We start from the raw sequence: 18,140 nt of genomic DNA on the forward strand, positions 1-18,140 counted from the left end.
ACACCGGTCCAGGAACGCGGAGCGGCACTACTCCACAAAGCCACGAAAGTCCGCCAAGCGAAGCGCCCGCCGGGGCCGTCCACAAAATCCGTGCAACCCGCTAAAATCCGCCCTAATCAGTGGTCAGTAGAGGAACAGGAACATCCCGAACAGTCCTACCCACAGCACGTCAATAAAGTGCCAGTAAGTGAGCAAAGCCCGCAACTGGCGCAGGTGATACGGATTGCGGATAAACACCAGCGTGCGCACTGCGTCGCGGCTGGCATGCAGGGTCTTGAGCATCTGTGCCAGCAGGAAAAGCAAGCCGGCCAGTATGTGGGCCACGTGCAGCCCCGAGATAACATACACAAAGGTGCCGCTGCGCTCGCCCGTAAACAGCACGCCCTGCTGAACCAGCTCGCGCCAGCCCAGCACCTGCAGGCCGCTGAAAATACTGCCCAGCAGCAGCGTAGCCCCCAGGCAGCGGGCCAGGCTGGGCAGGTCGTCGGCCCGATATAGCCGGGGCGACTGCGCCAGCGTGTAAGACGACACCAGCAACACTATTGTGCTCAGGGAAAAGTAGCGCGGAAACGGCTGAATGCCCCGGGGCACCGCACTCTGGGCCCGCGAGGCAACGTACATCGCCACCAGCGTTACGAAGAGCATCGTAATGCCCAGCAGCGCCAGGTAGAGCAGCATCAACAGCGGCGGCACGCGCTCGATGCGGCTGAAAGCTGAGTGCCCGGCCCGCTGGTGGCCGGTGCCGGAAGGAATATTACGGTCGTCGCGGGGGGCTTGCACAAAAGCTAAGTTAACGCACAAAAAACTCCCTCCTGTAATAGACAAAGGGAGTTTTTTGTTCTGCTTTGCGCGTAGTTCTACTTAAAAAACGACCCAATCTTGCCCAGTACCGCGCTTAGCGTGATTTTGGGGCCGTTGCGGTCGGCCAGGCCGAAGATGACGTAGGTTTTGCCGCCCACGCGCAGGTCGAGCACCAGGCCCAGGCGGCGCGCCAGCTGATGAACCTGCTGCAAGGGGTCGGGGCCGGGCTTTTTGGGTGCTTTGGGAGTGCCGGGCGGCTGCGGCGGTCCCGCCGTGATGAGGTCGAGCACCTGCTGGCTAGGCACGTTGAGAATGAGGTAGGAGCCGGAAGCCGCCAGCTGAATATCGTGCCCGCCCGGCCAGGTAAGCACCAGCCGGGCTTCTACCTCCAGGGTCCTGCTAGACACGCGGCACGTTGGGGTCGGGAGCGGGCGACACGAGCGGGGCGGCGGCCGGCGCCTCGCCTTTGGTGCGGATACGCAGCGAGCCGTTGAGCTTCCAGGTGGCCGGCTGCCCGGCAGGGTTTAGCTGGTTGGGTACTTGCAGCTCGACCTGGTCAAAAGCCAGGTTGAGCTCCACCCCACCCGAAAGCTTGGTGAGCAGCGAAGCGGCCGTGTCGGCCCATGAAGCGGAGGATTGGTCAGGCATAAAAAAGAGATAAGCAGGTAAAAGTGGCGAAAGCACGTTGCAAAGCACGGCTATTCATTTCTAAAAACCCAAACGCAACCGCCGGGCCAGGGTTGCCGTTGCCCGAGAGCGCGTATTTTTGTCTTAATCTTTTGCTTTGTCTGCTTTTTCTTACCCGCTTATGAAATTCTTCGCCTGGTTTGCCGTCGCTACCATTCTGTTTGTGCTCATCGCCCGCTTTAAGCCCCAATCGCCGGCCGAGCCCATTATCCCTACCGAGGCGAAGGAAGCCCAGGGCCAGCCCGGTGCCGACGATAATGCCCGCCCGCCCGCACGGAAGAGCAGGGCAAAGCTGATGCTCAGAAAGCCGGCAGCACCTACGTGCTACCCGGCTTGCGGCCGGCCAACGCGGCATAACGCGGCCACGGAAGTTACCTTATCAAAGAACGTCATGCTGACGAAGGAAGCATCTTGGCCGCTTCACCCACCGGACCTGCCAGGATGCCCCTTCGTCAGCATGACGTTCTGCTTTGCTCATTTAGCCTTAGCCCGCGCTGCTTCTCCCCCACCCACTATGGACCCGCAAGCCCGCATTCAGGAGCTGACCCAGCGCCTGCACTACCTCAATACCCAATATTATCAGCACGATATCTCGGAGGTGTCGGACCAGGAGTTTGACCAGCTGCTGGCCGAGCTGAACGAGCTGGAAAAGGCCCACCCTACCCTGGCGCTGCCCAACTCGCCTACCCAGCGCGTGGGGGGCACCATCACCAAGCAATTTGCCACGGCCCAGCACCGCTTTCCCATGCTAAGCCTGGGCAATACGTATTCGGAAGACGACCTGCGGGAGTTTGACGAGCGCGTGCAGCGGGGCCTCGAAGGCGCGCCCTACGGCTACGTGTGCGAGCAGAAATTTGACGGTGTAGCGATGAGCCTGAGCTACTTAGGTGGCGAGCTGATCCAGGGCGTGACGCGCGGCGACGGCACCCGCGGCGACGTGGTAACGGCCAATGTGCGCACCATTCGCACCCTGCCGCTGCACCTGCACGGCACGTTTCCGCCCGATGTGGAAGTGCGCGGCGAAGTGTTTATGCCCAACCAGGTATTCGACGACCTCAACCAGGAGCGCGAGCAAAACGGCGAGGCCCTGATGGCCAACCCGCGCAACGCGGCCAGCGGCACGCTCAAGCTCCAGGATTCGGCCCTGGTGGCGGCGCGGCGGCTGCGCTTTTATACCTATTCGGTGCTCACGCCGGGCCGGGGCACCTTCGGCAGCCACAGCGAAACGCTGGAAGCTGCCGCCGCCTGGGGCCTGCCGGTGTCGGCCACCTGGCGGCGCTGCGCCAACTTGCAGGAAGTACTCGACTACATCCACGAGTGGCAGCAGAAGCGCTTCACGCTACCCGTGAATACCGACGGCATCGTGATAAAGGTGGACGACCTGCGCCAGCAGGAGCAGCTGGGCTACACCGCCAAAAGTCCGCGCTGGGCCATTGCCTACAAATACCCCACGGCGGCGGCCCGTACCCGCCTCAATGAGATACTCTACAACGTGGGCCGCACCGGGGCCGTGACGCCGGTAGCGCTGCTCGACCCGGTGCCGCTGGCCGGCACCATCGTGAAGCGCGCCAGCGTGCACAATGCCAACCAGATAGCCCTGCTCGACCTGCGCCTGGGCGACCTGGTATTTGTGGAGAAAGGCGGCGAGATTATCCCCAAAATAACGGGCGTGGACCTGTCGGCCCGCCCGGCCGAGGCCGTGCCGGTGCGCTTTCCGCACGAGTGCCCGGCCTGCGGCACGCCGCTGGTACGCCCCGAGGGCGAGGCGCACTTCCGCTGCCCCAACGAGCGTGGCTGCCCGCCCCAGCGCAAGGCGCGGCTGGAGCACTACGTGTCGCGCAAGGCCCTGAATATCGACGGCCTGGGTGCCGAAACCGTGGGCCGCTTTTTCGACCTGGGCCTGGTAAATACACCCGCTGATATATATGACCTGCCCCAGCGCCGAGCCGAGCTGGTGGGCCTGGAGCGCCTGGGCGAGAAGTCAATCGACAACCTGATTGCCGGCATTGAGAAAAGCAAGACCGTACCTTTTGCGCGGGTGCTCTTTGGCCTGGGCATTCGCTACGTGGGCGAAACCGTGGCCCAGAAGCTGGCCCAGCACTACCGCACGATGGCGGCCATCATGACTGCCTCGGCCGAAGAGCTGGCGGCTGTGCCCGAGGTGGGCGGCGTCATTGCCGACTCGCTGGCCCTGTGGAGCCAGCAGCCCGAAAGCCAGGAGCTGGTAAACCGCCTGCAGGCTGCCGGCGTGCAGCTCGCCACCACCGGTGAGCCGCCCCAGGCCGTAAGCGACCGCCTCAGTGGACTAACGTTTGTACTCTCGGGCGTGTTTGAGAACTATAGCCGCGAGCAGCTGCAGGAATTGATTCAGCAGCACGGCGGTAAAATCACGGGCTCTATCTCCAAGAAGCTCAGCTACCTGGTAGCCGGCGACAACATGGGCCCCGCCAAGCGCGAAAAGGCTACTACGCTGAAAGTACCGATTATCACGGAGAATGAGCTATTGGCGTTGCTGCCGGCCGCCGACTGATAGCGCGAGGGGCCGCAAGGTAAAAAGAGGTTTCGCAAAGTACCTGCGATGGTTTTTAATCCAGTGAGCGGTTTCGAAATTAATTAAAAATCAATTCCGAAACCGCTCATAATTCAGACCTTGCGCAACCTCTTTTTACCTCGCGCTCACTTGGTAAAATCGGGCAGTACTTCCAAAAACATCGGCGAAGGCAGGCTTACCGATTCGCCGGTGGGCGAGAGCTTGCCCGACTTGGCATCGACGCGGTAGGTGAAGATAGTATCGGAGTTTTGATTGGCCACCAGTAGTATTCGGCCGCTGGGGTCGAGGGCAAAGTTGCGGGGCGTCTGGCCCTGGGTGCTGATGTGCTGCACCAGCGTCAGGCGGCCCGTAACCGGCTCTATCGCAAAGACTGCCAAACTGTTATCTCCCCGATTAGAGGTATAGAGAAAGCGCCCGTCGGGGCTGACGTGCACATCGGCCCCCGAATTTTCCCCCTTGAAGCCGGCCGGCAGCGTCGAAAGCGTCTGCAATTCGGTAAACGTGCCGGTGGTGTCATAATCCAGCGCCGTTACGGTCGAGTTCAGCTCATTTTCCAGGTAAGCGAAATGGCCATTGGGATGAAACGTAAGGTGGCGCGGCCCCGCGCCCGGCCGGGCCGTAAACGCCGGCTTGGCCTGGGGCCGCAGCTGGCCGGTAGTTGCGTTAAACCGGTAGGCATACACCTTGTCAGTACCCAGGTCCACGGCAAAAGCGTGGTGATTGACCGGGTCCGTGATAAAGCAGTGCGCGTGCGCGTGGTCCTGGTTTTTGTGCGGCCCCAGCGGCGGCTGATGCTGGTCGTTAGCCGAGGCGGGAGCCAGCTTACCATCGGCTTGCAGTGGCAGCACGCTCACACTTCCCCCGCCATAATTGGCTACCAGCACTTCCTTACCCGTGTGGTCGAGGCTGATGTAGCACGGGCCTGCCCCGCGCGAGGGCTGCTGGTTGAGCAGGGTTAAGGCGCCGGTCTGGGCTTCGACGGCAAAGGCACTGACTCCACCGGTATTGGCCTGCCCCGGAAGGTGCCGCTTTCACTCACCGCGTACAAATGGCGGTGCGTCGCATCCATCGTCAGGTAAGTTGGGTGGTCGCCGCCGCGCTGCACACTTACTGGCGTCAGCGCGCCCGTGGCCGGATGCAGGCGATAGAGATAAATGCTGGCGGCCTGGTCGCCACCCACATTCGTACCCACATATACGAGGCTGCCGATACTGGACGACTCGCCGGAGGTAGTGTCGCGCATGGTGCGGGCGCAGCTGCCCAGCACGGCAATGGCCACAAAGGCAGCCAGGGAGCGCGGCCAGAGTTGAAAAGCAGTAGTTTTATTCATTGCGCTGAATGACGGAGAATACCCCACAAAGATGCTTATCCTCCCCCTATTCCGGGCAGCTTACCGACAAGTAAAAGGAAATTTATTTATTTTTATCCTATTCATTTTCGGTACTACCGGTTTAGTAATACCCACGCAAAAAAGCAGCCAGACCAGCTTTCCCGGTAACGGAAATAGCTGGTCTGGCGGCATAAGCCCGGCAGTACTCGTAAGTTAACCAATAAACTTTAGTGGCTGCCCAAACTGCTTTTTATAGCTGGCACCACCACGTTCTGGGGCGGGCCGAGGTAGCTGGCGGGCACGGCGCCGGGGCTCACCACCAGCTTTTCGAGCACCACGCCGGGGTCGACGCGCCAGAACCTGAGGACGTGCGGGCCGGCCGCCGCCACGGGGTGCTGCGAGGTTTTAAGGATACTATTATTGGCCACGGCCTGCTCCCAGGGCTTGTTGCCATTGTCGGGGTTGAGGCCGGTGTGCAGGTTGACGAGCTGCGGCGCTTCGTCGTCAATCGACACAGCGTAGCGCAGGCCGGTGGTGTTGGTAAAATCGAGGGTCGGGGCCAGGTAGGCGCTCACTGCCACCGGGCCGGCCTGGGGGAGCGTAATGCGGTAATCGAGATGCGGGCTGTTGCCGCCTGGCGTAGCCGTGGGCGCGGCCGTGGTGGGGATGCTCGTTACGGCTCCCGCCGTGCGGCCCAGGTCGGGCAGGCGCTGCCAGCTTACGCCCCCGCCATTCACGGCCTGCGTGAAGTGCTCGGCTTCAATCGACACGTAGTCAGCTTTTTCGGGTGTTACCGCACTGGTCGTCGGCGCCGATGCCGGGGCCGTGCCGGCGGCCAGCGTCACCACTTCGGGCATCGTATCGACGGGCGGCTGCTGCCAGTAGGTGTAGCCGATATGGGTCTGGTCCATCATGTGGTTCCACTTGCCGCCGGCCAGGGTATTGTAGCGCCGCGAGATTTCGGCGTCTTTGGCAAACAGTACCCGGGCTTTTTCGGCCAGCGCATTGGTGTTGGGCTGCTTGTTTTTTGCCGCTTCGCGGTTCAGGGCCACGGTGTAGTACAGGTCGTTGAGGTTGGCGCAGGCCAGCACCGGGTGCAGCACCAGCTCGAAGTAGGCATCGCGGTCGGCGGCCGGCAGCTTTTGGTTGATGGCCTCGGCACGGGTAGCAAGGGCTGTGTAATCGGCTACTACCGTGGCCCATTCGCCGGTAGCCAGACTGTAGGTAGCGGCATCGAGCAGCTCGGGCTTGCGGCGGGCATTGTACTTGGCATACTTGGCGAGGATATCGGCAATTTCGGCGGCGTATTTGGGGCCAAACTGCTGGGCCGCCCAGCGCTGGGTGTAGGCCGCTACGCCGTCGGCCGGAATGGCTTTCGGGTTCCAGGCCAGGTCGAGGAAGAATGAGATTGGCAGCTCCATCGGCTTGAGGTCGCCCACGTTCACAATCCAGATGCGGTCGGCGCCGTAGTCTTTGGCCAGGCTCATCTGCTCCCGGATGCGCGGCAGCGGGTTGGTATTGAGCCATTTGTAATTACGCGGGCCGCCCACATAATCAAAATGGCAGTAGATGCCGTAGCCGCCGCGCCGGGGCGGGGCGCCCAGCTTGGGCAGCTTGCGAATATTCCCCAGTTGTCGTCGCAGAGCAGCAGCGTCACGTCGTCGGGCACGCGCATGCCCTTGTCGTAGTAGTCCTGCACTTCCTTATAGAGCGCCCACACCTGGGGCGTCTGGTCGGCGGGCCGGCCAGTAGTGCGGGCGATGATTTTGCGCTGGTCGGCCACTATTTTTTCCAGCAGCGCAATGTTGCTGCCTTCGCTCATTGGCTCGTCGCCGTCGCCGCGCATCCCAATGGTAACCAGGCTTTCGTGCCGGCCCATGTTGCGGATTCCCTGCCGCCAAAACTCGCGCAGCGTGCTGTCGTTGGTCTGATAGTTCCAGGCGCCGTGGCCGTAGCGCTTCCACTCCTGCTGGGCCCGCAGCATGGGCTCGTGGTGCGAAGTGCCCATCACAATCCCGTATTCATCGGCCAGCTGCGGGTCGGCCTTGTCATCGTCGTTGAAGGCATTGCCCCACATGGCGGGCCACAGGTAATTGCCTTTCAAACGCAGAATAAGCTCAAAAACATGCTCATACGCCTGGTGATTGATGCCGCCAAACTTCTCCTTCGCCCAACCCGCAAAGGCCGGCGCTTCGTCATTGATAAATATTCCCCGGTACTTCACCTGCGGCGTGCCCAGCGTGTGGCGGCCGGCGGCCACGTACAGGCTTTTTTGCGGCGGCACGGGCACATCGGCCCACCAGTACCAGGGCGAAACGCCCATCTGCTGCGATAAATCATACAGACCATATATAGCACCCCGCTTATCGCTGCCGGCCACCACCAGCGCCTGGCGCACGCCGGGCAGGGGGTTGGCCACGGGCTGCACCACGAAGGTTTCCCAGCGCCCGGTCAGGCTTTTCACATCGAGCTTACCGGCTTTTACCAGCTTGTCTATCAAAGCACTATGCCCAACAGTACCAATAAGCACTACCGGCTGCCGGCCATGCGGCAGGCTGGTGCGCAGGGCTGGCTTTTGGCCGGTTACGCGCCCGAGGTCGGCCTGCACATCGCGGGCGGCGCGCAGCACGCCGGGCCAATCGCCGGGGCTGGCGTAGAGCGTGGCGGCCCGGCCATTGGCAAAGAGCGGAAAGCTGCCCGCGCTTTTGGTAGCCGAGATATAGCTGGTGCCAATGGGCTGCGCCACGGCCAGCGCCGGCAGGAGCAGCAGCGCCAGCGCACCGCGAAGGTGAGTGATGATAGCACGCATAATATTACAGCTCAATGAGTTATTCGCCTAGAACTTTACCACTTCGTAGTACGCCGGCTTGGGCTTGAAATTCTCATCAAACAGCAGCGGGTGGTTTTTGCGGCCGGCCACGGGGTAGGTATCGAGCCAGGTGTAATGGTCGGAGATATTCCAGAAGGTTACGCCGGTCAGGTACTTTGCCTCGTCGCGGAACACCTTGAAGAACAGCTTATACTGAGCCGTTTGCCTCTGCTGCATCTCGGGTGTGTAGGCGTCCGACTCGTCGGGGCGCTTAGCGCGGCGGTCCTTTTCCCAGTGGTACACCGATACGTCGAGCTCGGTAATCTGCACCTTCAGCCCCAGCGAAGCGAAGCGCTCGATGGTGGCGCGCAGGTCTTTTTCGGTGGGCTCGACCAGCGACCAGTGTCCCTGTAGCCCTACCGCGTCGATGGGCACCTTGGCTTGCTTTAATTTCTTGAGCAGCTGGTAGATTCGCTCGCGCTTGCCGGGGCGCTCGGTGTTGTAGTCGTTGTAAAACAGCACCGCTTGGGGGTCGGCAGCGTGGGCGTAGCGGAAGGCTTCGGCAATAAAATCCTCGCCGCAGATTTTATACCAGTCCGAGTTGCGCAGGAGCTGCGTGCTGTCGTCGGCAACCGCCTCGTTGACCACATCCCAGGCATAAATCTTTCCCTTGTAGCGCTTTACCACGGCATCGATGTGGTCGTGCAGGCGCCTGAGCAGCAGCTCTTTGCTCACTTGGCTGCCATCCGCGTTTTTGAATAGCCACCTGGGCGTTTGCTCGTGCCAGCAGAGGTTGTGGCCGCGCACGCGCAGCTGGTGGGCCTGGGCAAAGTCCACAATGGCATCGGCCGGCCCCCAGTTGTAGCGGTTTTCTTCGGGATGAATGGGACCCATCTTCATATCGTTCTCCGGCGTCAGGCTGTTGAACTGCCGGAGAATGAGCGCCACCTCAGCCGGGTTTTTCAGAGCCTGCGGCGACACGGCCACGCCGATGGGAAAATAGGCCTTGTAGTAATCTTTAAGGCCCTTTTCGGCGGGCGGGCGCTGGCTGCTGCTAAGGCCGACCACGCCCGTAAGGAGCAGGCCGGCTAAAGCCAGCCGATACATATTGTTTTTCATATTTTTAGAAAAAGCGTACACTCCGTGCGGAAACGCCACTTTGCGCGTCTCCCTATTCTTTGCCAGGCCAGTTAAAGCTTACTTCACTTCCAGCACCACCACCGATTTGGGCGGCATTTCCACAGCCAGCTTATCGCCGCGCTTTTTCGCGCCGCCGAACGTGGCCAGCCTGATGTTGTCGGGCTTATCAAACGTGTTGTAATCGCTGACTTTCGCCGATGTTAATATCCTGCCCGTCACTGTTTTCCAGCTCATGCCGGGCAGAGCCGTCTCGATGCTGATGGGGTGGTTGGGGTCGAGGTTGACGAGCGACACGTGCACCACGCCATTCTTATCTTTCGAGGCCGAGGCGTTCAGGGCCGGGATTTTCTCCCCATTCAGCACGTAGTCGGGGCTGCTGAATTGCAGGGGCAGCAGCTGCGCATCCTGGTGCACCTGGTAGAGGTCGAAGACGTGATAAGTTGGCGTGAGTAGCATGCGCTCCTTATCCGTTAAAATCAAAGCCTGCAGCACGTTCACGGCCTGGGCGAGGTTGGCCCGCGCACCCGGTCGGCGTGGTTATTAAAAATATTGAGCGTGGTGCCGGCCACCAGCGCATCGCGCAGCGTATTTTGCTGGTACAGAAAGCCGGGGTTGGTGCCGGGCTCCACGTCGGTCCACACGCCCCACTCATCCACGAGCAGCGCCACCTTTTTCTGGGGGTCGTACTTGTCCATAATGGCCACGTGCCTGGTCACTACCGCGTCCATTTTCAGGCAGTTGCGTACCGTGCTGAAATATTGCCCTCGTCGAAGCCGGTGGCGGGGCCCTTCTTGGACCAGTTGCCGGTGGGCAGCGTGTACTGGTGCAGCGTAATGGCCCACATCTGGTTGAGCGGAATGCGCTTCATGCACGTTTCCGTCCAGTTGGCGTCGTCGCCGTTGGCCCCGCTTACTACGCGGCGCAGCGGTGGCGAGCCGGGGTAGTTGTGGGCGAAGGTGGCGTAGCGCTTGTACACATCCGAGTAGTACTCGGGCGTCATGTTGCCGCCGCAGCCCCAGCTTTCGTTGCCAATACCCAGAGCGTGACGCCGTAGGGCTTGGGGTGGCCGTTTTGGGCGCGCTCGCGGGTCAGGGGCGTATCGGCGCTGGAGTTGAGGTACTCTATCCAGCTGGCCATTTCCTGCACCGTGCCGCTGCCAACGTTGGCCGCCAGGTAGGGCTCGCAGCCGATGAGGCCGCACAGCTCCAGAAACTCGTGGGTGCCGAAGCTGTTGTCCTCCACCGCGTCGCCCCACCACACGTTGATGCGCGGGGCCGCTGGGCGGTGGGCCCAATGCCATCGCGCCAGTGGTAGGCATCGGCGTAGCAGCCGCCGGGCCAGCGCATATTCGGGACGTGGATTTTGCGCAGGGCCTCCACTACGTCCAGGCGCAGGCGGCCCTGCCGGGGCACGCTCAGACCGGGCTCAACCCAGAAGCCGCCGTAGATGCAGCGCCCCAGGTGCTCGGCAAATTGACCGTATATATCTTTGCTAATAAAGACTTTAGCATCGCCAGCCTGCACCGTTACAGGCACCGTGGCCTGGGCCAGGGCGGGCGCTACGGGGGCAATGACAGCGGCGGCCAGCGCAAAGGCCAGCCAGTGCCGACGGCCAGCCGGCCGTCGGAAAAGGGTTGGAAACAACATGAGCGATTAGGTGCGGGTGGTCGGTTATCGAAATGCAGGACTGACAGCAGCGCAGAGCCCGGCAGCCGATAACCGACCGCCCGCAACTCCCGCTTAGTTGCCCTTGGCTACTACTTGCTTCTCGTCTTCCTGCTCGGGGTGGCCGGCGAGCACGCCTTTGGCCCGCTTCACGACGTTTTCGACGGTGAAGCCAAACTTCTCGAACAGCTCCTCGGCCGGGGCCGACGCGCCAAAGCGGTTCATGGCAATAACGGCCCCTTCGTCGGTGGCATACTTGTGCCAGCCGATGGGCGTGCCGGCCTCGATAGCTACGCGCTTGCGCACCGTGGGCGGCAATACCTTTTCGCGGTAGGCTTTATCCTGGTGCTCAAACAGCTCCCAGCTGGGCATACTTACTACGCGGGTAGCCGTGCCGTCCTGCTCCAGCACCTGCTGGGCCCCATGGCCAGCTTTACTTCCGAGCCGGTGGCAATGAGAATAAGCTGGGGCTGACCACCCTTCGCCTCGCTCAGAATGTAAGCGCCCTTGGCCACGCCTTCGCGGGCCGAGCCGAGCTTGGACTGGTCAAGAATCGGCAATTTCTGACGCGAGAAGATGAGCACGACCGGCGACTTGGGCGTAGTCATGGCGATGCGCCAGGCCTCGGTGCTTTCGTTGGCGTCGGCGGGGCGCAGCACCACAATGTTGGGCACCGTGCGCAGCGCGGTTACGTGCTCAACGGGCTGGTGGGTGGGGCCGTCTTCGCCCAGGCCAATGCTGTCGTGGGTAAACACGAACGTGGCCGTGCTCTCGGCCAGGGCCGTGAGGCGAATAGCCCCGCGCATGTAGTCGCTGAACGTCAGGAACGTACCGCCGTAGGTGCGCAGGCCGCCGTGGTGGGCAATGCCGTTCATCGCCGCGCCCATGGCGTGCTCACGCACGCCAAACCACACATTGCTGCGCTCGGGGTGCAGGTACTGAAACGAGTCGTCGCCCGACTTATCCATCTCATTGGAAGAAGCCAAATCGGCCGAGCCGCCGAACATGAACGGCACCGATTTCTTAATAGCGTCCAGGGCCTTGCCCGACGCCTGGCGGGTAGCCAGCTCGCCGTCGGCGGGCGTGTACACGGGCAGGTTTTTATCCCAGCCCTCGGGCAGCTTACCCTCGAAGGAAAGCTTAAACATATCCGCCTCTGCCCCAAATGCTTTGGCGTAGGTGGCGAAATCGGCTTCCCACTGCTTTTGCAGCTCGGCACCTTTCAGGCCGGGCTGGCGCAGGTGCTCATAGACCTCGGCGGGTACCTGAAACGACTGCTCGGGTCGAAGCCGTAGAACTTCTTGGTAGCCTTCACGTTGTCGGCGCCCAGCGGCGAGCCGTGCGACTTGCTGGTGCCCGCCAGCGGCGAGCCGAAGCCGATAATCGTGCGTACGGCGATAATCGAAGGCCGGTCTTTCACCGATTGCGCCACCCGGATGGCATTCTCAATCTCGTCGAGGCTGTTGCCGTCCTGCACGTGCTGCGTGTGCCAGTAATAGGCATCGAAGCGCTGCATCGCGTTTTCGGTGTAGGCAAAGCTGGTGGGGCCATCGAGCGATATCTTATTATCGTCGTATAGATAAATCATCTTGCCCAGCTGCAGGTGGCCGGCCAGCGAGGCCGCCTCCGAGGCAATGCCTTCCATCAGGTCGCCGTCGCTCACCAGCACGTAGGTGTAGTGGTCCTGCACCGGGGCGTGGCCCTCCTTGTTGTAGACCGCAGCCAGGTGGCTTTCGGCCATCGCCATGCCCAGGCCGTTGGCAAAGCCCTGGCCCAGCGGGCCGGTGGTCACCTCCACGCCGGGCGTGATGTGCGACTCGGGGTGGCCGGGCGTTTTGGAGTCCATCTGCCGGAACTGCTTCAAGTCATCGAGGCTCAAATCGTAGCCGTAGAGGTGCAACAGGCTGTAGAGCAAGGCCGAGCCGTGGCCGGCCGACAGCACGAAACGGTCGCGGTTGGGCCACTTGGGGTCTTGCGGGTTGAAGCGCAGAAAGCGCGACCACAGCACGTAGGCCATGGGGGCCGCGCCCAGCGGCAGGCCGGGGTGGCCCGAGTTGGCCTTCTGCACCATGTCAACAGACAGCAGGCGGATGGTGTTGACGCTCAGTTCGTCAATCGAAATTTGGGGGTTGCTCATAATCGTCAAGCGAAAGAATGATGCCGCAAAGGAACGCGGCGCGGACTACCCGCGCCACGTTCGCTTACGACTTTTTCGCTAGATGTACTGATTAATAATGCTTTCGAGCCACTCCTGCTTGCCGCTGCGGGGCGCGGGCTCGCCGTGCTCGTGCGCGATTTTGCGCAGGTCTTCCAGCGTCAGGCTGCCTTTGGCAAACTCGGCCCCGTGGCCCGTGTCGAACGAGGCGTAGCGCTCCTGCCGAAACTTCCGGTAGCCCGACTTGGTCAGGATATTGTCGGCCGTTACCAGGGCGCGGGCAAACGTGTCCATGCCCGAGATGTGGGCCACGAAAATATCCTCCAGGTCGGTCGAGTTGCGGCGGGTCTTGGCGTCGAAGTTGATGCCGCCGTGCTTGAAGCCGCCGTGCTCCAGAATAATGAGCATGCTCTCGGTCAGCTCGTTGAGGTTGTTCGGGAACTGGTCGGTGTCCCAGCCGTTCTGGTAGTCGCCCCGGTTGGCATCCATCGAGCCCAGCATATCGGCGTCGGCCGCCACTTGCAGCTCGTGCTGAAAGGTGTGGCCCGCCAGCGTGGCGTGGTTCACTTCCAAGTTGAGCATAAAGTCTTTATCCAGGCCGTGCTCCTTCAGGAAGCCGATAACGGTGGCCGCGTCGAAGTCGTACTGGTGCTTGGTGGGCTCGGCCGGCTTGGGCTCGATAAAGAACTTGCCGGTGAAGCCCTGCTTACGGGCGTAGTCGCGGGCCATGGTCAGGAAGCGGGCCATGTTGGCCTGCTCGCGCTTCATATCGGTATTGAGCAACGTCATGTAGCCCTCGCGGCCACCCCAGAACACGTAGTTCTCACCACCCAGCGCAATGGTCGCGTCGATGGCATTCTTCACCTGGGTGCCGGCGTGGGCCACTACCGCAAAGTCGGGGTTGGTGCTGGCGCCGTTCATGTAGCGGGGGTGCGAAAACACGTTGGCCGTGCCCCACAGCAGCTTCATGCCGGTGGCCTGCTGGTGCTGCCGGGCATAGTCCACGATGGTGCTCAGGTTGCTTTCGTACTCGCGCAGCGAGCTGCCCTCCTCCACCAGGTCAATGTCGTGAAAGCAATAGTAGGGCGTGCCGAGCTTCACGAAGAACTCGAACGCGGCGTCCATCTTGTCTTTGGCGCGGCCGATAATTTCGGGGTGCGCGTCCCAGGCAAACTTCTTGGTGCCGGGGCCAAACGGGTCGCCGCCCGTGCCCACGAAGGTGTGCCAGTAGGCCGTAGCGAAGCGCAGATGCTCCTTCATGGTTTTGCCGGCCACCACGCGGCTTTCGTCGTACCACTTGAAGGCCAGGTGGTTGTCAGAGTCGCGGCCTTCGTACTTTATCTTGTCGATGCCTTTAAAAAATTCAGAAGCAGCCATATTGGGAGATGGTTAAGGGTAGTTGAGGTAATGCTTTAAAGTAGTGCCAAGCGGGCTTCGCCTCACCGCTAAGCCAGCAGTAACGCTGCCGGCCTGGTTTCGCGGGCCAGCAGCGTCTGCCAGTCTGAGTACGTTTCCTGGTACTGCGCCTGCAGGGCCGGCGTAGGCTCTACGGTGCTGATGCGCACCAACCCAGTGAATGCTTCGGCTGCACTGGCATAAATGCCGGCCCCGATGCCGGCCCCGCGCGCCGCTCCCTGCGCCGCGTCGGTGTCGTAGAGTTCCAGCGTCAGGTTGCCGCAGTTCACGAAGGCCTCGCGGAAAACCGGGCTCAGAAACATGTTGGCGTGGCCGGCGCGCACTTTCTGCACCTGCACGCCCGCCGCGCGCATGATGTCCATACCGTAGTTCAGGGCGTACACGATGCCCTCCTGGGCAGCGCGAAATATATGTTTTTTACTATGTATATTAAATTGCAGCCCGTGCAGGCCGGCAGCGGCCGGCCGGTTTTCGAGAATGCGCTCGGCCCCGTTGCCGAAGGGCAGAAACAGCAGGCCCTCCGCCCCTACCGGAGCCTGGGCGGCCAGCGTATTTAGCTGCTCATAAGGCAGGTCGCCCACGAGCTTGCGCAGCCAGCTGTTGAGAATACCGGTGCCGTTGAGGCACATCAGCACGCCGTTTTTGGGGTGCTCGCGGGTGCTGTTGACGTGCACAAACGAATTGACGCGTGAGCGCGGGTCGGCGGTGGTGGTTTCGTTGATGCCGTACACGACGCCGCTGGTACCGCCGGTGGCCGCTACTTCACCTGCATTCAATACATTGAGTGAGAAGGCATTATTGGGCTGGTCGCCGGCGCGGTAGCTGATGGGCGTGCCGGCCACCAGCCCCAGCGTTTGGGCGGCCTCGGCGGTGAGGTGGCCCTGCACGGCGAAGGTATCGACCACCTCGGGCAGCAGCTCGGCGCTGATGCCGTAATAGTCGAGCAGCTCCTGAGCGATGGCCTGCCGCTTGAAATTCCAGAATACGCCTTCCGACAAGCCCGAAACCGTGGTTTGCAGCTGGCCCGTGAGCTGGTAGGCGAGGTAGTCGCCGGGCAGCAGCATCTTGTGGATTCGGGCGTAAATCTCCGGCTCGTTCTCGCGCACCCACTTGAGCTTGGAGGCGGTAAAATTGCCGGGCGAATTCAGGAAGTTTTGCAGGCAAAACTCCTCTCCCAGCTCGGCAAAAGCCTGGTTGCCGATTTCCACAGCGCGGCTGTCGCACCAGATGATAGCGGGCCGCAAAACGTGGCCGGCCTGGTCGAGCAGCACCAGCCCGTGCATCTGGTAGGTGATGCCGATACCGGCCAGCAGCGTGGCATCGAAGCCGTAGGCGGCCTTAAGCTGATGGGTGGCATTGATAACTTCCTGCCACCAGCGCTCGGGGCGCTGCTCGGCCCAGCCAGCCTGGGGCACGGCGATTTCCATCTCGGTTTGGGGCGAGGTAACGGCCGCCACGCACCGCCCGGTAGCGATGTCGAGCAGCGAAGCTTTGATGGAAGAGCTACCGATATCGTAGCCGAGGAGGTATTTCATAAGGCAAAGCAACAGCCGGGGCCGCGCCGGAATGGCTAGCGTAAAAGTGAAAGCTGGTATAACGGGTATAAAACGGGCTAACTCAAAAATCGTCGGTGCGAAAAGTGGAAGCTGGCAGGCCCTCTTTGTTATACAGGTTGGCTCCTTCCGGATTGTCGGCCCAGGCGTAGCGCACAGCTACCGGAGCGGCTACCTGGTCGCTCCAGACTACCACTTTATCGCCTACCACCCGCGCCTGGGCCGGCACAAACTTATGGTCGGGCCCGGCCACGGTAAAGCCCGCCAGCGGACCACCGCCTTTGGCCACCAGCCCGCTCCCGACGCTGGTAAAGCTCAGCGTTACCTTATTCCCCACTGCTTTCATCGTTTGGTAGAGCGGACCGGAGGCCACGACTTTGGCATCGCCATAGGCCACCTTCTCGGCCGCCAGGGCCAGGCGGTGGCCCACGGTCTGCTTGTCGAGGGGGTGAATGTCGTTCCACTCGCCCACGTCCGAAATGACGGCCAGACCGGTGTGCGGCAAGGCCAGCAGGCGGCGCTGCGCATCGCGAACCAGAGCCTGATTGCTCTCGCCCGGCTCCTTTTTAGCGGCGTTGATATTGGCCAGCTGCACGAGCAAGAAAGGCAGGTCGGGCCGCTGAAAGTGGGCGCGCCAATCGTTGACGAGGCTCGTGGTCAGGGCCTGGTAGTCGGCCGGGTGGCCGGTATTCGACTCGCCCTGGTACCACAGCACTCCCCTGATGGCACAGGGGAGCACGGGGGCCACCAGGCCGTTATAGAGCCCGCCCGGCTGGTACTGGAACGTAGTAGTGCCGGGCGTAGGCGGCACGGCCGCGCCCAGCTTGTACTGCCAGGGGCCGCGCAGGTCGAGCACCTGGCCGCCGGCCGTGAGCTGGTATTTTTTATCGAGGGTAAAGCCGCCGCGCCCCCCGTTGCTGATGAGGCGCACCGTCACTACGTTTTTGCCCGGCTTGAGCACGCCGGGACCAAAATCGTATTTGCGGGGCGGATAGCGGTAGGCGGTGGTGCCCACCAGCTGCCCGTTGATATAGGTGGAGTCGGCATCGACGAGGGTACCCAGCTCCAGGCGGGCCGCTTTGCCCGTCATGCTGGCGGGCACCTCTATTTCCTTGCGAAACCAGAGCACGCCGTTGACCGGTCCGAGCGGGGTCTGGTCGGCCCACTCGCCGGGCACGCTCATCGTGGCCCAGCCGCTGGCGTCGTAGCCGGAACTGTACCACTTTGGCTGGCCCGGCGCTTCGCCCTGGTCGGCCTGGTGCAGCTGCTGGTACCAGGCCCCAACGGCCGCACCTTCGTGCTGCCTGGTGCTGGCCACCAGAGCGCTATCCTTATAGGGCGCGCTCTGCTGCTCATACCTGGGAAACTGCTTGAGCGCGTCGGCGCTCAGCCAGGCTTCGGCCGGCGACCCACCCACGGCGTTCTTTATCAGCCCCACGGGCACCTGGTAGCGGGCGTTGATTTCCTTGGCGAAGAAATAGCCCACGGCCGAGAAGTTGAGCACGGTTTCGGGGGTTGCCGCTACCCAGCTGCCGCCCGTCACATCGGCCCTGGGGCCGGTGAAGGCATAGCGCATGGGCATGTCGAACTGCCGGATGCGCGGGTTGGCGGCCTGAGCAATTACCTCGGGGTATTTGTCGCGCACGCGGCGCATGGGCAGCTCCATGTTCGACTGGCCCGAGCAGAGCCAGACGTCGCCCACCAGGATATCGGTTAGCGCGAGGTGGTTGCTGGCCGTGATAGCAAGCGTGTAAGGGCCGCCGGCTTTCAGCGCTGGCAGCAGCACGCGCCACTGGCCATCGGCGCCGGTAGTGGCGCGGTAGGTTTTACCCTGAAAAGCCACCGCCACCGGCTCGCCCGCTCTGGCCCAGCCCCAGATGCGCATCGGCGTCTCGCGCTGGAGCACCATGCCACTGCTTACCAGGCGCGGCAGGCGCACCTGGGCGTGGGCGGCCGGGGCGGCCAGCAGGCAGCCGCTCAGCAAGGCCAGCCAGCCGCCGGGCCGGAGTATTCCAGCAGAAAGCATACGTGTCA

General features: G+C 62.2%; 18 protein-coding genes and 2 pseudogenes. 2 read left to right on the forward strand and 18 right to left on the reverse strand.

What is annotated here, in order from left to right:
* Positions 1 to 123 precede the first annotated feature (123 nt).
* From GKZ67_RS08170 to GKZ67_RS08180, 3 genes are all read right to left on the reverse strand, one after another.
* Complete coding sequence (locus GKZ67_RS08170) at positions 124 to 780, reverse strand: heme-copper oxidase subunit III (RefSeq protein ID WP_254245142.1); 657 nt, start codon at positions 778 to 780, stop codon at positions 124 to 126.
* 77 nt (positions 781 to 857) lie between these two features.
* Positions 858 to 1,208, reverse strand: a complete 351-nt coding sequence (locus GKZ67_RS08175) for a hypothetical protein (RefSeq protein ID WP_173241877.1) — start codon at positions 1,206 to 1,208, stop codon at positions 858 to 860.
* Positions 1,201 to 1,449: a hypothetical protein gene (locus tag GKZ67_RS08180; RefSeq protein WP_151088638.1), complete on the reverse strand. Its 249-nt coding sequence runs from the start codon at positions 1,447 to 1,449 to the stop codon at positions 1,201 to 1,203. Before GKZ67_RS08180 ends, GKZ67_RS08175 begins: the two co-directional genes overlap by 8 nt.
* 160 nt (positions 1,450 to 1,609) lie before the next feature.
* Here GKZ67_RS08180 and ligA point away from each other — a divergent pair, with 160 nt between their 5' ends.
* On the forward strand, positions 1,610 to 4,018 hold the full coding sequence (gene ligA, locus GKZ67_RS08185) for an NAD-dependent DNA ligase LigA (protein ID WP_317172274.1): 2,409 nt from the start codon (positions 1,610 to 1,612) through the stop codon (positions 4,016 to 4,018).
* 146 nt (positions 4,019 to 4,164) lie between these two features.
* On the opposite strand, the gene GKZ67_RS08190 is transcribed toward ligA, so the two are convergent.
* From GKZ67_RS08190 to GKZ67_RS22535, 9 genes and pseudogenes are all read right to left on the reverse strand, one after another.
* Positions 4,165 to 4,992 carry a lactonase family protein gene (locus tag GKZ67_RS08190; RefSeq protein WP_254245226.1) on the reverse strand — a complete coding sequence of 276 codons (828 nt, stop codon included), beginning with the start codon at positions 4,990 to 4,992 and terminating at the stop codon, positions 4,165 to 4,167.
* 2 nt (positions 4,993 to 4,994) lie between these two features.
* Positions 4,995 to 5,369 (reverse strand): beta-propeller fold lactonase family protein, encoded by a 375-nt coding sequence (locus GKZ67_RS08195; protein WP_173241878.1) that lies wholly within the window; start codon positions 5,367 to 5,369, stop codon positions 4,995 to 4,997.
* 227 nt (positions 5,370 to 5,596) lie between these two features.
* Positions 5,597 to 6,283, reverse strand: coding sequence for a hypothetical protein (locus GKZ67_RS25055; RefSeq protein WP_410505064.1), 687 nt, complete (start codon positions 6,281 to 6,283; stop codon positions 5,597 to 5,599).
* A gap of 384 nt (positions 6,284 to 6,667) precedes the next feature.
* Positions 6,668 to 8,178, reverse strand: a pseudogene (locus GKZ67_RS23270) (glycosyl hydrolase 115 family protein); the annotation flags it as partial.
* Between the two features lie 27 nt (positions 8,179 to 8,205).
* Complete coding sequence (locus GKZ67_RS08205) at positions 8,206 to 9,297, reverse strand: endo-1,4-beta-xylanase (RefSeq protein ID WP_254245144.1); 1,092 nt, start codon at positions 9,295 to 9,297, stop codon at positions 8,206 to 8,208.
* A 78-nt stretch (positions 9,298 to 9,375) separates the two neighbouring features.
* Complete coding sequence (locus GKZ67_RS22520; RefSeq protein ID WP_217278712.1) at positions 9,376 to 9,816, reverse strand: alpha-L-arabinofuranosidase C-terminal domain-containing protein; 441 nt, start codon at positions 9,814 to 9,816, stop codon at positions 9,376 to 9,378.
* A complete protein-coding gene (locus GKZ67_RS22525; protein WP_217278713.1) occupies positions 9,813 to 10,046 on the reverse strand; it encodes an alpha-L-arabinofuranosidase C-terminal domain-containing protein in 234 nt (77 codons plus the stop codon). The genes GKZ67_RS22520 and GKZ67_RS22525 overlap by 4 nt, the downstream gene beginning before the upstream one ends.
* 2 nt (positions 10,047 to 10,048) lie before the next feature.
* Positions 10,049 to 10,318 (reverse strand): hypothetical protein, encoded by a 270-nt coding sequence (locus tag GKZ67_RS22530; protein ID WP_217278714.1) that lies wholly within the window; start codon positions 10,316 to 10,318, stop codon positions 10,049 to 10,051.
* Positions 10,315 to 10,578: a hypothetical protein gene (locus GKZ67_RS22535; protein ID WP_217278715.1), complete on the reverse strand. Its 264-nt coding sequence runs from the start codon at positions 10,576 to 10,578 to the stop codon at positions 10,315 to 10,317. The genes GKZ67_RS22530 and GKZ67_RS22535 overlap by 4 nt, the downstream gene beginning before the upstream one ends.
* 47 nt (positions 10,579 to 10,625) lie before the next feature.
* Here GKZ67_RS22535 and GKZ67_RS22540 point away from each other — a divergent pair, with 47 nt between their 5' ends.
* Positions 10,626 to 11,036, forward strand: coding sequence for a hypothetical protein (locus tag GKZ67_RS22540; RefSeq protein ID WP_217278716.1), 411 nt, complete (start codon positions 10,626 to 10,628; stop codon positions 11,034 to 11,036).
* A gap of 21 nt (positions 11,037 to 11,057) precedes the next feature.
* Here the strand turns inward: GKZ67_RS22540 and GKZ67_RS23275 are convergent, their stop codons facing one another.
* The 6 genes and pseudogenes from GKZ67_RS23275 to GKZ67_RS08230 all read right to left on the reverse strand — a co-directional run bounded on the left by GKZ67_RS23275 (position 11,058) and on the right by GKZ67_RS08230 (position 18,132).
* A complete protein-coding gene (locus tag GKZ67_RS23275) occupies positions 11,058 to 11,393 on the reverse strand; it encodes a transketolase-like TK C-terminal-containing protein (protein WP_254245145.1) in 336 nt (111 codons plus the stop codon).
* Positions 11,360 to 12,130, reverse strand: a complete 771-nt coding sequence (locus GKZ67_RS23280) for a hypothetical protein (RefSeq protein WP_254245146.1) — start codon at positions 12,128 to 12,130, stop codon at positions 11,360 to 11,362. The genes GKZ67_RS23275 and GKZ67_RS23280 overlap by 34 nt, the downstream gene beginning before the upstream one ends.
* A 27-nt stretch (positions 12,131 to 12,157) precedes the next feature.
* Positions 12,158 to 13,119: pseudogene (locus tag GKZ67_RS23290) on the reverse strand (transketolase); the annotation flags it as partial.
* Between the two features lie 78 nt (positions 13,120 to 13,197).
* Positions 13,198 to 14,514: a xylose isomerase gene (gene xylA, locus GKZ67_RS08220; RefSeq protein WP_173241879.1), complete on the reverse strand. Its 1,317-nt coding sequence runs from the start codon at positions 14,512 to 14,514 to the stop codon at positions 13,198 to 13,200.
* A gap of 68 nt (positions 14,515 to 14,582) precedes the next feature.
* Positions 14,583 to 16,088, reverse strand: a complete 1,506-nt coding sequence (locus tag GKZ67_RS08225) for a xylulokinase (RefSeq protein WP_173241880.1) — start codon at positions 16,086 to 16,088, stop codon at positions 14,583 to 14,585.
* 82 nt (positions 16,089 to 16,170) lie between these two features.
* On the reverse strand, positions 16,171 to 18,132 hold the full coding sequence (locus GKZ67_RS08230; protein ID WP_173241881.1) for a sialate O-acetylesterase: 1,962 nt from the start codon (positions 18,130 to 18,132) through the stop codon (positions 16,171 to 16,173).
* Positions 18,133 to 18,140 lie beyond the last annotated feature (8 nt).

It is taken from the genome of Hymenobacter sp. BRD67, assembly GCF_013256425.1.
GTDB lineage: Bacteria > Bacteroidota > Bacteroidia > Cytophagales > Hymenobacteraceae > Hymenobacter.